The 13,364-nt window shown below is 46.2% G+C and carries 14 protein-coding genes; 4 read left to right on the forward strand and 10 right to left on the reverse strand.

The features are described 5' to 3' along the window. Nucleotides 1-64 precede the first annotated feature (64 nt). Entirely contained in the window at nucleotides 65-460 is a 396-nt protein-coding gene (locus KO531_RS03175) for a hypothetical protein (RefSeq protein WP_107949014.1), read from the forward strand. A 96-nt stretch (nucleotides 461-556) separates the two neighbouring features. Here the strand turns inward: KO531_RS03175 and nqrF are convergent, their stop codons facing one another. The 6 genes from nqrF to KO531_RS03205 form a co-directional block, all read right to left on the reverse strand. Next, nucleotides 557-1,774, reverse strand: coding sequence for an NADH:ubiquinone reductase (Na(+)-transporting) subunit F (gene nqrF / locus KO531_RS03180; RefSeq protein ID WP_105250115.1), 1,218 nt, complete (start codon nucleotides 1,772-1,774; stop codon nucleotides 557-559). Between the two features lie 77 nt (nucleotides 1,775-1,851). Further along, nucleotides 1,852-2,460 carry an NADH:ubiquinone reductase (Na(+)-transporting) subunit E gene (nqrE, locus tag KO531_RS03185; protein WP_105250116.1) on the reverse strand — a complete coding sequence of 203 codons (609 nt, stop codon included), beginning with the start codon at nucleotides 2,458-2,460 and terminating at the stop codon, nucleotides 1,852-1,854. A gap of 9 nt (nucleotides 2,461-2,469) precedes the next feature. Next, nucleotides 2,470-3,090 (reverse strand): NADH:ubiquinone reductase (Na(+)-transporting) subunit D, encoded by a 621-nt coding sequence (locus KO531_RS03190; protein WP_028761892.1) that lies wholly within the window; start codon nucleotides 3,088-3,090, stop codon nucleotides 2,470-2,472. Continuing rightward, nucleotides 3,087-3,893 carry a Na(+)-translocating NADH-quinone reductase subunit C gene (locus KO531_RS03195; protein WP_105250117.1) on the reverse strand — a complete coding sequence of 269 codons (807 nt, stop codon included), beginning with the start codon at nucleotides 3,891-3,893 and terminating at the stop codon, nucleotides 3,087-3,089. The genes KO531_RS03190 and KO531_RS03195 overlap by 4 nt, the downstream gene beginning before the upstream one ends. Next, nucleotides 3,883-5,115: an NADH:ubiquinone reductase (Na(+)-transporting) subunit B gene (locus KO531_RS03200; RefSeq protein ID WP_219250362.1), complete on the reverse strand. Its 1,233-nt coding sequence runs from the start codon at nucleotides 5,113-5,115 to the stop codon at nucleotides 3,883-3,885. The genes KO531_RS03195 and KO531_RS03200 overlap by 11 nt, the downstream gene beginning before the upstream one ends. Then, complete coding sequence (locus KO531_RS03205) at nucleotides 5,115-6,488, reverse strand: Na(+)-translocating NADH-quinone reductase subunit A (protein ID WP_219250363.1); 1,374 nt, start codon at nucleotides 6,486-6,488, stop codon at nucleotides 5,115-5,117. Before KO531_RS03205 ends, KO531_RS03200 begins: the two co-directional genes overlap by 1 nt. Before the next feature lie 454 nt (nucleotides 6,489-6,942). Here KO531_RS03205 and KO531_RS03210 point away from each other — a divergent pair, with 454 nt between their 5' ends. The 3 genes from KO531_RS03210 to KO531_RS03220 all read left to right on the forward strand — a co-directional run bounded on the left by KO531_RS03210 (nucleotide 6,943) and on the right by KO531_RS03220 (nucleotide 9,591). Further along, nucleotides 6,943-7,983, forward strand: a complete 1,041-nt coding sequence (locus KO531_RS03210) for an NADP(H)-dependent aldo-keto reductase (RefSeq protein WP_219250364.1) — start codon at nucleotides 6,943-6,945, stop codon at nucleotides 7,981-7,983. Between the two features lie 354 nt (nucleotides 7,984-8,337). After that, the gene (gene ompV / locus KO531_RS03215) at nucleotides 8,338-9,111 is read left to right on the forward strand and encodes an outer membrane protein OmpV (RefSeq protein WP_173246644.1); all 774 of its coding nucleotides are present in this window, start codon (nucleotides 8,338-8,340) and stop codon (nucleotides 9,109-9,111) included. A gap of 21 nt (nucleotides 9,112-9,132) precedes the next feature. Continuing rightward, nucleotides 9,133-9,591 carry a hypothetical protein gene (locus KO531_RS03220; RefSeq protein ID WP_028761861.1) on the forward strand — a complete coding sequence of 153 codons (459 nt, stop codon included), beginning with the start codon at nucleotides 9,133-9,135 and terminating at the stop codon, nucleotides 9,589-9,591. A 261-nt stretch (nucleotides 9,592-9,852) separates the two neighbouring features. Here KO531_RS03220 and KO531_RS03225 read toward each other — a convergent pair whose 3' ends face one another. From KO531_RS03225 to KO531_RS03240, 4 genes are read right to left on the reverse strand one after another with little or no spacing between them, the layout of a single operon-like run. Beyond that, the gene (locus tag KO531_RS03225) at nucleotides 9,853-11,145 is read right to left on the reverse strand and encodes an ATP-binding protein (protein WP_219250365.1); all 1,293 of its coding nucleotides are present in this window, start codon (nucleotides 11,143-11,145) and stop codon (nucleotides 9,853-9,855) included. After that, nucleotides 11,142-11,846, reverse strand: a complete 705-nt coding sequence (locus KO531_RS03230; RefSeq protein WP_219250366.1) for a response regulator transcription factor — start codon at nucleotides 11,844-11,846, stop codon at nucleotides 11,142-11,144. The genes KO531_RS03225 and KO531_RS03230 overlap by 4 nt, the downstream gene beginning before the upstream one ends. A 1-nt stretch (nucleotide 11,847) precedes the next feature. Then, nucleotides 11,848-12,237 carry a DUF3019 domain-containing protein gene (locus KO531_RS03235; protein WP_219250367.1) on the reverse strand — a complete coding sequence of 130 codons (390 nt, stop codon included), beginning with the start codon at nucleotides 12,235-12,237 and terminating at the stop codon, nucleotides 11,848-11,850. A gap of 9 nt (nucleotides 12,238-12,246) precedes the next feature. Further along, complete coding sequence (locus KO531_RS03240; RefSeq protein WP_028761859.1) at nucleotides 12,247-13,086, reverse strand: MipA/OmpV family protein; 840 nt, start codon at nucleotides 13,084-13,086, stop codon at nucleotides 12,247-12,249. Nucleotides 13,087-13,364: the final 278 nt, after the last annotated feature.

Raw genomic sequence — 13,364 nt, forward strand, 5'->3', positions numbered from 1 at the left:
TATGTTGTTGATTTTAAATGACTGGTAAAATTGTCGATTTGATTATCTGTTCTAAGGAGAGAGCATGTTCTTTACATTACTGCTTATTACATTTGCACTATCTATAACCGTTTCATTTCTGGTTGTTTCGATTTTCAAAAGACCACTAGGAGAAATATTTTCTCGAATAATTCAAGATTCAATCAGTGCCGCTTGGCAAAAATATATTATTTTTGCCACATACGTTGTGGGTATTTCTGGTGGAGTTAGAATTTATGATTTAGAACGCTACATTACCGCTCGACATAAAGATGTTGAAATTCTACAGCTAACTCTAGAACGTTGGACTATTGAGATATATCGAACAATTATTGAAACTTTGCAAAGTATCGCATGGATGTACCTTATCGTATTCATATTTGCCCTTATTGCATATGTCATTGTTAGAGGCTTTGAACTTAAAAACGCTAACAAGCAATAAACAAAACTCGCGTTAAGTTGCCTTAACGCGAGTTTTTAGTTTCAAGCTTTAACCGCTAATTGAAGCTCTGATTAAGCTCTAGCTTAAGTTTAACGGCTAATCACCAAAGTCATCGAGTAGGATGTTTTCTGGCTCAACGCCTAGGCTTTCAAGCATCTTAATCACTGAAGAGTTCATGATTGGAGGACCACACATGTAGTACTCGCAGTCTTCTGGTGCCTTATGATTTTTAAGATAATTCTCATAAATCACATTATGAATAAAGCCAGTGTAGCCAGTCCAATTATCCTCGGGCAATGGCTCAGATAACGCCACATGCCAAACGAAGTTGTCATTCTCGGCCGCTAGGGCATCAAAATCCGCTTGGTAAAACACTTCACGGGTTGAACGGGCGCCGTACCAGAAGCTCATTTTACGTGTGGTTTTCTTACTCTTAAGCTGATCGAAAATGTGTGAACGCATAGGTGCCATGCCCGCACCGCCGCCGATGAACACCATTTCCGCATCGGTTTCCTTCACAAAGAACTCTCCGAATGGCCCAGAAATCGTCACTGTATCGCCCGCTTTCAAGTTGAAGATGTAAGATGACATCTTGCCCGCTGGCACATTGGCCGATGGCGGCGTCGCAATCCGCACGTTCAGCATAATGCGACCCTTTTCATCGGGATAGTTGGCCATAGAGTAAGCGCGCAACACTTCTTCATTAACGGTAGAGACAATGTCAAACAGACCGTATTTGTCCCAATCGCCACGGTATTTTTCAGGAATATCAAAGTCAGCGTATTTCACCACATGGGCTGGCGCTTCAATTTGAATATAACCCCCCGCTTTAAAGCGAACATCTTCACCTTCGGGTAACTCAAGCAATAACTCCTTGATAAAAGTCGCCTTGTTATCATTAGAGATCACCTGACATTGCCACTTCTTCACCCCAAAGATTTCTTCGTCGAGCTCAAGTTCCATATCGGTTTTCACTGAGACTTGGCAGGCGAGACGACAACCTTCTTTAGCCTCTTTCTTAGTGATATGGCCCATTTCAGTCGGCAGAATGTCACCGCCGCCCGATTTAATTTTCACTCGGCACTGACCACAGGTTCCACCGCCACCACAGGCAGACGGAATAAAAATACTCTGACTCGCCAAAGCGCCGAGTAACTTATCACCCGCGGCAACTTGAATGCTTTTTTCGGCATCTTCGTTGATGCTGATCGTCACTTCACCCGTAGCCACTAATTTCTTTTTGGCGATTAGAATCACTATCACCAATAGACAGACCACTAGCGTGAACATGCCTATGCCAATTGCCATTTCCATCGTATTACCCTTTTCTAGCTCTTTTCTAAAAAGAATCTGGTTTCACTTTCTCAATTCTTGGCTCGCCTACTGTAGCGTTACAGCGAGATCCCTGAGAAAGACATAAAGCCCAGCGCCATCAAGCCTGTAGTAATAAAGGTGATACCAATACCTTGTAAGCCTTCAGGAATCGCGTTGAATTTCATTCTTTCGCGCAGTCCCGCCAGCAGTACAATCGCCACCGCCCAACCAAGACCCGAGCCCATCGCAAACACCACTGACTCACCGAAGTTGTAATCACGGTTCGCCATAAAGATCACCCCGGCAAAAATCGCGCAGTTCACTGTGAGCAAAGGTAAAAAGATCCCAAGGGAGTCATACAGGCTAGGAATGTACTTATCCAAAAACATTTCAAGGATTTGCACTAACGCCGCAATCACACCAATGAAAGTGATCAGTTGCAGGTAACTTAAATCGATACCGGGTAATCCCGCCCAAGACAGTGCGCCAGGTGCGAGCACTTTGACGTAAATCAGCTGGTTTAACGGCACGGCTAAGGTCATCACCACAATCACGGCAACACCTAGACCAAAGGCAGTTGACACCTTTTTAGACACGGCCAAGAAAGTACACATGCCCAAGAAGAACGACAGCGCCATGTTGTCGATAAAAGTGGCCTGCAAAAATAGATTTATATAGTGTTCCATATCTGCTCCTTAACCCCGTTTCCGCTGGATCACATTGATAGTCCAGATCAACACACCAATCAGGAAGAAGGCGCTCGGTGGTAACTTGAACATCTCATTTGGCAAGTACCAGCCACCATTTTCGATGGTGGTGAACACAGGGTGACCGAATAAATTACCCGTCCCTAACAGCTCGCGTACAAAGGCGACACTGATCAAAATCAAACCATAGCCTGTCGCATTACCGAGCGCATCGACGACCGCTAAATGCGGTGGATACTTCATGGCGAAAGCTTCTGCACGGCCCATGATGATACAGTTAGTGATAATTAACCCAACGAATACAGAAAGTTGCTTAGATAACTCATAGGCTACATCCTGCAGAACCATGTCGACGATAATCACCAAGGAGGCGATAACCGTCATCTGCGCGATAATCCGCACACTGGTCGGGATAAAGTTACGGATGGCAGAGATAATCAGGTTAGAAAACACCAACACAAAGGTCACTGCCAGTGTCATCACCACAGCGGTTTGCATTGAGTTACTGACCGCCAGTGCCGAACATACGCCCAGCACTTGCATCGCGACGGGGTTATTGGCAAACACTGGCCCCGTTAACATGTCACGCATGGATAAAGTGTTGCTCATTTTGCCTCTCCCAACTCACCTTGCAATTCACCCTGCGTGGCCGTCGCTTTCAGCTGATTGAAGAAGGTTTGAAAGCCCTCAACGCCAAACCAAAACTCCATTGCGCGCTGCACGCCGCGGCCCGTCATGGTCGCGCCACTCACCGCATCGACACCATGAATATCGCCTTCTTTAGCGCCGCCTTTCACAAGACGTATCGAAAACTTGCCTTTTTCATCAAACAATTGCTTACCCTTCCATAGTGACACCCACTTAGGATCAGTTAAAAAATCGCCGATACCAGGGGTTTCACCGTGTTCGTACACGACTAGCCCTTTAATGGTGTTGAAATCGGGTTCAACCGCCACATAACCGTAGATCATCGACCACAGACCTTTGCCATAGAAAGGCACAACTACGCTGTCTAACTTGCCGTTGGCATCAAGCACTTTAAACACGCGGGCATCGTTCGCACGGGTTTTAATCTTGGCTATATCTTTTTTCGGCGCACTTGAAGTCTCAGGATTTATTGCCGCCATACGCTCATCGAAATCGAGGACGTTAGCGTCTGAGTCCACCTTACCTGTGTCTAAGTTGATCAATAATGGCTTAACGGATTTAGCGAAAATCTCTCTAAACTCATTGCCCTGACCTAAGTTCACATCGGCGGCCATCAACACATAGCGCTGCACTTCGTCACGTTTTTTGGCGACTTTACGTTCTTTCAATATGCCTGCAGTGCCTGTGATCATAAAAGAGCACAGGAGGCAGAGCGTGATGGTGAAGATCATGGTCCCCACCACAGTATCTTTCTTAAATACCATGACGTTTTAATCTCCGTTTGATGTTGGCGCGGGCCACCAGATAATCGAACAGCGGCGCCCAAAGGTTGGCGAACAGAATGGCTAACATCACGCCCTCAGGCATTTTGGGGTTAGCTACACGGATAAGCACAGTCATAAAACCAATCAAAGCACCGTAGGCAAACTTGCCTTGGCGAGTGTACGAAGTGGTTACAGGATCGGTGGCCATAAACATCATCGCCAGCGCAAAACCGCCAGTGACAAGATGCCAAGTCCACGGCATTGCCATCATTTGATTGCTGCTAGAACCGATGTAATTACACAGCGTTGCTGTCGCTATCATGCCCAGCAATACACCGAGCACAATGCGCCAATCCGCTAAGCGGCTGATCAGCAATAATGAACCGCCGATCAAAATTGCTAAGGTACTGGTTTCGCCAATCGCGCCCACGGTAAAGCCAAAAAAGTTGTTCCACCAGTTAGGATCGCTAAAGGCGCTAAACCAAGAGTAATCAGCAAAACTCAACTTGCCCGCTGCGGTTTGTGCCAGCGCCGTTGCACCAGAGAAACCATCAACGGCAACGAGCTGTTTAATGGTTGAAACTTCAGATGGATAGGCGAAGTAGATAAAAGCCAAGCCCGCCAGCGCAGGGTTAAGGAAGTTATATCCCATGCCGCCAAACAGCTCTTTAGCCACAACCACACCAAAGGAAATCCCCATGGCCACCAGCCACAACGGTGTCGATACTGGCAAGATTAAGGTAAACAGCAGGGCCGTCACGAAGAAGCCTTCGTGCAACTCTTGACCACGAACCCGCGCAAACACCACTTCCCAGAACAAACTGGTGAGCAGTGCTGTCAGGTAAATCGGCAGATAAAAACTAAGACCATAGAGGAATAAACCTAATATCCCAGTGTCTTGGCTAAGGCTGCCAAACAGGGTATTAAAGATTTCTAACTTCCAAATATCTGGCGTCGATAATCCGCCCGCGAGCGCAAGCTGTGCCTGTAGGCCAATGTTATATAGACCGAATAAAATGGTGGGCAGTAAACACAAACCGACTAGCGTCATGGTACGTTTCACGTCAATCGCGTCACGCACATGCACTTGGCCCTTAGTGCTACGACCATTGGCAATGACGAGTGAGCGCAAAAAGCCCTTCATCGACTTACCCGTTGCGTAGTACTCTTGTTGTAAATCAGAGGCGTCCTGTAAATCAGGTTTTTTCACTTGTTTGGTCATTAACCTTCCCTCTCAATAACATCTAGACAGGCACGTAATTCTTTACCAAAGTCATATTTGCCGGGACATACGAAGGTACACAGCGCCAGATCTTCTTCATCTAACTCCAATGCACCTAAGGCCTGCGCCTCATCGGTATCACGCACCACTAAATCTCGAACGAGTAAGGTGGGTAAAATATCCAGTGGCATCACGCGATCTAACTGACCAAAAGCCATCATGGCGCGAGCAGAACCGCCCTGATGAGTCGTAAACTCGAACAATTTAGTCGCACCAAACAGACGTGATGTTACGGCACGAGTGATGGAGAATTTATCAGAACCACCACGCACCCAAGGGAGAACATGGTGCTGCGAATCTTCGCTCAACACTGACACTTGGTTGTGAAATCGGCCTAAAAAGTCATGTACGCCCGCCGCGGTATGGCCAGATAACACAGATCCCGATACCACGCGGTTATGGCCAGGTTTGATTTCATCACTCACTAAGGCACTTAACTCAGCGCCCAATTGAGTGCGCAGTAAACGCGGGTTCAGCACGCTCGGGCCACCTAAGGCGACGATGCGGTCGGTATACAACTCACCGGTTTGGAATAACTTGCCGTAGGCAATCACATCTTGATAACCGATATGCCATACCTGACGTTCTAAACTCACTGGCAAAGTAAAGTGAATATGAGTGCCCACTAAACCCGCAGGATGAACACCATCAAAGCGGCGCACCTCAAGTTGTGGTAATGCTTCTTTAACAATCGCTTCGCCCTTATCCTGGCACAGGTAAACCTTGCCTTCGGTTAAGCGGCTCAACACCAGCAAGCCAGCTTTAAAAGCCTCGGTTTGCTCGGCGATAATCAAACGGGGATCTGCGGCCAGTGGATTAGTATCGATAGCGGTGACGAAAATACCTGCTGGCATGCTATCGAGCGCAGGCACGCGCGAGAAAGGCCGAGTACGCAGGGCAGTCCATAGACCGCTTTTCACTAATTGCGCCTGAACGGTTGACCTTGCTAAAGCGGCGATGTCTTGATGGATATCGAAGGAAATCTGCCCATCGCGGTTTTCACCGTCATCACAACGAATGACGACTGATTGTAGAATTCGACGCTCGCCGCGGTTAATCGCTACGACTTGGCCACTAGCGGGTGCAGTGAACAAGACTCCAGGCGTTTTTTTGTCTTCAAATAGGGCTTGGCCCTTTTGAACAAAATCACCCTCTTCGACCAACATCGTCGGCTTAAGCCCAACGAACTCTTCTCCCAGAACAGCCACTTGGGATGGCTTAGCACCGAGTTCAATGACCTGTCGCGGCTCACCAACAATCGGCAAGTCGAGGCCTTTTTTGATCGTTACAATTTGGTTTGAAAAATCTGCCATCACAAATATCAACCATGAAAAATTTTTAGATAAATTTAGGGTAGAGATTTGTTAACGCAGATTCCGATATTGGCGTCACATTCCGCTGCAAATTCGTAAGTTAGATACGTAAATTTACGCAATTTTGTGACACAGATTCACATCCTTACTTACTGTAATCTGCAAATGTAGTTTTATAACAATTTATTCATAAATACGTCATTACTGATTTAGTAGTACCTAAGGTTTACAAAAATAAGCAAAAATCTCCATTTCAGAGCAGTAAAGCGCTAAAACCGTTAAAAGAGCAACTCAGCGAACAAACTTCAACCAATGGCATGCCTCAAAATGGGACAGGATGGCTAAAATTGCTGGCTATTTTTAGCGCACTAACATTTCAACCTATGGTTTAACCTTTGCTTTACAGCAAAAGCTTGGTAGCCTCAAACTAAGAGAGTTTCCGTAGGAGAAATAGATGGAATACAGACGCATACCGCATTCTAATCTTGAGGTCAGTAAAATTTGTTTGGGCACTATGACTTGGGGCGAACAAAATACCCAAGCCGAAGCGTTTGCACAGCTGGACTACGCCATAGGCAATGGCATCAACTTTATCGATACGGCGGAAATGTATCCCGTACCACCTAAGCCGGAGACCCAAGGGGAAACCGAGCGTATCCTAGGGCAATATATTAAGGCCCGCGGTAACCGAGACGACTTAGTGATCGCCACTAAAATTGCCGCACCGAGGGGTAAAAGTGATTACATTCGCAAAAATATGGCGCTGGACTGGAACAACATCCACCAAGCGGTCGATGCGTCTTTAGCACACCTCCAAATAGACACTATCGACCTTTATCAAATCCATTGGCCTGACCGTAATACCAATTTCTTTGGTGAACTGTTTTACGATCAACAAGAACATGAACATCAAACACCGATACTTGAAACCCTAGAAGCGCTCGCCGAAGTGATCCGCCAAGGTAAAGTGCGCTATATCGGTGTGTCGAACGAAACGCCTTGGGGCTTGATGAAATACCTGCAACTCGCCGAAAAACATGGTTTGCCGCGTATTGTGAGTGTGCAAAACCCCTATAACTTGCTTAATCGCAGTTTCGAAGTCGGCATGAGCGAAATCAGTCACCGCGAAAACTTGCCATTACTGGCCTATTCGCCACTGGCCTTTGGCGCCTTGACGGGAAAATATTGCAACGACCAATGGCCTGAAGGCGCGCGCCTGACCTTGTTTAAGCGTTTCGCCCGCTATACAGGTTCGCAAATGGCTCTGGAGGCTACAAAAGCCTATGTCGATTTGGCCCGCGAGTTCAAACTCACGCCCTCACAAATGGCGTTAGCTTTTGTTAACTCACGTAAGTTTGTCGGCTCCAATATCATAGGTGCCACCGACTTATATCAACTGAAAGAAAACATCGACAGTTTAAAAGTCACCTTATCGCCAGAGCTATTAGTACGATTAAACCAACTGTCCGATCAATTTAGATTACCTTGCCCTTAGCCCCTAGGCTTAGTCGGCGAGTTGTTTGAATGACTGACCAATAGCATCGGGTCAAATCCCCCTGATGCTATTGATTTCAAATAGCTTTAGAGGCATAACTTTTTACCTTTATATCACCTCATCAATGCGCTCTCTCCTCCATTCAATCAAAAGCTACCTATTACTTAGTCTTCTTTATCTTATCCCTCCGGCTTAGCAAAAGGTCATCGTCTTCAGCTCCACGAGCTCACCAGCGCCAGGCTATGCGAGAAGGCTGCAATACATGGTCTAGGTTACATTCGGATACAGAGTCCTTTTAAGAAGTGAAATATAGTGGCATCACAGTCACTAGACAGATGTCTTAAGGATAAAAAAATGAAAAAACTTTGCTTTGTAATCACAAGTGTTTTGATGTCAAGCCACGCTCTTGCTGAAAGCAATACCTACATTCGTAACGGTAATATCTATAGTCATCAAGATCAGTTCTTTGCTGGCGCAGGTGTTGCTACTGGTAGTCAATTTTATAAGGGTCAAGATCACCAGACAGGTGCCTATCTCAATGGCGGCTACCACGGTGAAGACTTCAACGCCGATCTGTCCGGCATCAACTACCGCTTTTTAGGCACGAACGATAGTGCCGTTAATTTCAGTATCTTTGCCGTTGCCAATCCCGGCTTTGATGCCGATGATGCGGATATTTTAACGGGCATGAAGGATCGCAAATTCAGTGGTGATCTGGGTTTAAACGCCGACATTCATTTAGGAAATGGCACGCTATCAACCAAATTCCAACACGATGTCACCAATATTTATGATGGTTTTCAGGCTGATATCACCTATTACCATCCAATAAATGTAGGCTTCGGTGATCTGGTGCCTTATGCGGGTGTGCACTACTTCAGTAAAGACTTCGCAAACTACTACACAGGTGTGACACCATCTGAAGCTACGGCGCAGCGTCCTGCCTATCAAGCCGACGGCACCTTTGCCTATAAGCTAGGCTACGCTTTGGTTATTCCAGTCACTAAGCATTTAGATATTACTCAAGCCACTGGTTACTCGCACATAGGTGCCAACATGGCTGACTCTCCGCTAATAGACAGTAACAACCAGTGGGTTACTACCCTTGGCGTGAACTATAGCTTCTAAACAACCTGACGAGACAAGACCATGACACTTATCAGAAAAACGTTTTTATGTGCTGGATTAGCTCTGATGCTTTCAGCTTGTGCCACTTCCTACGATACCGAAAAGCAATTTTGGTCTTTCGGTAAAGGATTTGAAACCGCACAGATTGCACCCGATAGCTGGCAGATAAGCTTTGTTGGCAATACCAACACTGACCGCGCATTGGCCCGAAAGTACGTCATGCGTAAGTCAGCAGAGTTATGCAAACAAGCGGGTTATAACTACTTCACTTTTACTCACGAACAAACCGATCGTGATGCAATTGGCCAGTTTGGAGTAGGAGCGAGCGCGAGTAAGGATATCTTGTGGGGGAGTTCGACGATGAATCAAGAAACCTCTGTCATGGTCGAAGTCACAGGTTTACATAGCAAGCCAGAAAATGCGAGTTCCCGCATCTATGAAACAGATTACATACTTAACAATGTCAATGTGAAAAGTTAATTGCTCATCAAAAATGCACCAGTCTAGATTCTCGTTAGGTATCAAGGCTGGTGCGTTTTATTTATAACCCCCCCCTGTTCAGCACCAATTCGTTAGGCACTCATTCGTATAGTGAGTTGAGTCATTCTGCCTCTATCTCTAAATCAACTCAGCAGATTAGATTACGTAGGCCTAGCCGCATTGCTCGCTTCAGCTCATGTTAAAGAAACAGACAAAAACGGCTCAAACCTCGCATTATACCAATCGTATTAAACCCCAACTTTAAACTTCAGCCTTGAATTTTAGTGACATGCGAGCCCCACCTAAGTCAGGAGCACGGCCAATACGTAATGGGGACCCCATCCAACAACCAATTCTATCGACAATCGCCAGACCCATGCCATGACCGGAATTTCCCCGGCTGTGCTGACCACGCACAAAAGGTTTAATCACTTGAGTAGATTCCTGTTCATCTATGCCAGGGCCATCATCGTCAACGTGTAACCACGCAATCCCATCTTCCGATGCCAACGTCAGCCGAATCTTTGCCTTACCAAAACGCAGCGCATTATTGAGCAAATTATTCACCTGCATTGATAAGTACTTGGGATCTGTCTTGATCTTGAGCGCTGTGGGATAGGGAACCAGTTCAACTGAAAAATCGGGGTACACTTGACCTTGATACTTTTCGAGTAACCAAGCATTGAGCTCAATCGACTGCCAATCGGGCTGGATATTCGCCTCATCGAGGCGGGCATAGCTGAGCAGTGTCATGACCAACTCTTCCATAGTATCCAGATCGCGGTTCAATCGCTGAAAATACTTCACCCTAAGTTGTTCGCTTTGGGTTTCTTCTAACGCCGCAATACCAAATCGCAGCCGCGCAATCGGAGTTTTTAAATCATGGGAAACTGCCCGACTAAGCAATTTATTGTCATCGATTAATTGCTGGATGCGATCTGCCATACGGTTGAATTCGCTTTCTATTGTGCCTATGTAGGACGCTTTACTGACCACAATTCGCTGCTGTAATTCTCCCATACCAAATGCTTGAGTCACCTTACTGAGATTAACCAGTTGGCGGATTAAAGGAGACACCCACACCAACAAAATCACCACCACACCGCCATAAAAAAGCATGGTATACAGCTTATTCGCGTTAAAACTCACATCGGCTGGCGTCACTATCTGGGTATTGATATTCAGCACCTGACCCGTTTTAGGCAATAAATAGTGCAAAGAGATGCCGTCATCGGACTCCAGCAATAATGATTCCCCTGAATAAAACTCTGTCTTTAGGGCTGAGGGTAAGACAAAATCCGCTTCATTCACCAAAGACAATTGATCTGCATTTCGCTGATTCCAGTTGTCTATAAACGCATTATTTGGGGCGGGATCGTTATCTAACGTTTGCGCCAGTGAGCCGCCCAGCAGTTTTAATGCCGCGAGGTGAGTTGCTGGGCTAGGCGTTTCATTATCAGGATCAATAAGTGTTGCAAACTCACTTATCGACCAGCCTAGGCTGGCAATGGCCACCAGCACGACCAGCACCAGAGAAGTCATTAACTTCTTCATAAAGCTTGCTCGGCCTCATCGCTGCAAAACAAATATCCCTTGCCACGAATGGTTTTTACTTTATAGGGCTGACTCAACGCTTCCTGCAACTTCTTGCGTAAGCGCGATATGCGAATATCCACCGAGCGGTCTAGGCCATCGTATTCAATGCCCCGCAGTTGGGCCACCAATTCATTGCGACTCACTATCGTGCCCGCCTTCAATGCCAGCAGCCACAAGACATCAAACTCATTGGCATTCAAATCCAGCGGCTGTTTATCAATAGTGACTGATTTTGCCGTCGCATTTAACACTAAAGAATCAAACACTAATTGCTGCTTTTGCTCCTCATCACTCACTCGGCGTAACAGAGCTTTTATCCGCGCTAACAGCACCTGTGGTCGAATCGGCTTAGTGAGGTAATCATCAGCACCGGCATCTAACCCGCGGATTTCATCGCCGTCCTCAACGCAAGCCGTCATAAATAAAATGGGCCCAGTATAAAATGCCCTGGCCTCCTTACACACATCGAAGCCATTCTTAACGGGCATCATCACGTCGAGTAGCACTAAGTCAGGCATCTCATCGGCTATCATCTCTAAGGCAAAATCACCTTGGCTAGCCACTGTGACTCCGTAACCGTGATCCAGTAAATAATCACTGATCCACTCTGCCAGTGAGGTATCGTCCTCTACGACTAAGATATGCTTTGCAACTGACATATTAGAATAACCTCCAACCGGACTGACTCTGTTTAGGGGCCTTATAAACCCATGTCACGACCACTTTAACTTGCGCGAGCGGTTGTACATCATCATTACGGATAAGACTAAAAGTCGCCGTTTTATCCCCTTCAAAACTATATTGATATTCTTGCATAGCTTTGCCAGTCCAGCAGGTTAACTGGTGCTGGCGGTCAGTCAGTATGAGGCAGTACTCGCCGCTCGCGGGTGTCTGCCATCGAAACAATACTTCCTGATAGCAAGTTTGCCCTTTATGCAGTGCAATGCAGCGTTCTGGGGTTGCGGTAAAAATAACGGCATCATCCTGACTCCAAGCCCAAAAAGGCGCGCTCAGCATCACTACCGCTAACAATTGATAAAATCGGTTCATGCCCTCCTCCTAAAACACATAGCTAAGAGAAGCATTAAAATACGATGTATAACTCGCTTGATTGAAGGGACTGTCGGTCACTTCTTGGGATAACACATTGAAGCGATACATGGCCCGAAAGACAAAATTTTCACTCAGCGGATAGGCAACCCCTAGCTCCATGCCGTAACTGAAAGAGCTATCCGGCCGATACTCAGGAAAGCGTTCAGTGGCTTCTTCCTTACTGATCCCAAAAAGATAGCGATTCAAGGTGGCAGATGAGTAACCTACGCTCCCCAATACGTGAAAATTCCAATTACGAACCTGCCAGGACTTACCCAATCTGGCAGAACTTTGAATACCTTGATCATCATAATAATCAGATACTAACCTATACTGAAAAACATAGTTATCGCCCCAATAACGTGTGGCACGAAAACCTGCACCAACATAGAGAGAATCTTCCGATAGTAGATAAGCATTGCGGCCAGCTTCATCCAGCGTACTGGGATCCACATCAGGACGGGACCATGAACCTTGCAAGTTAGCCAATAGCAGTTCTAATGACCAATCCTCTGAGCTCCAAAGATTAAATCCCAGATTAATGCCATCTTGAGATTGATGGATCATCTCAACAAACAGCCCTTTGTACTGGTACATGCCACTGACTAACAGCGACAACTGTGCAGAACCAGAATCCGTTTGCCGAACATCGACTTGATTAATCCCGTAAACACTCATGCCCAGCTCAAAATCACCGCCGTCAGCAAGGCGATTAGTTCCTCCAGTAACACTGCTCGCAATATCTGATGCTGCAGCGGTTCTAGGAAGAATGCTCAGCGTTAACACAAGAAGCCAAAGAATACGCATGCCCATTTAATTCACATTTTTAGTCGTTATTTAGCGCTACATATTACAACAGTTTGTTGCAAGTCACTGCACAACCAGTATCATTTTTACGGCAATTGTGTGTCGGATAACAAGATAGACCTATATCCCAAACAACTTGAATCCTGCATCTTCAAATTGTTTGAGGATATACTCACCTCACATTGAGTTAAGGCACAAATGAGGCTCAAGCTAAGATGAAGTGGCGCAGTTAAGTTAACCGCTGTCGTCGTTAGCACACTGAATTATGGGCTAATACA

It is taken from the genome of Shewanella sp. NKUCC06_TVS (assembly GCF_019345515.1).
Taxonomy (GTDB): Bacteria; Pseudomonadota; Gammaproteobacteria; order Enterobacterales; family Shewanellaceae; genus Shewanella; species Shewanella oncorhynchi.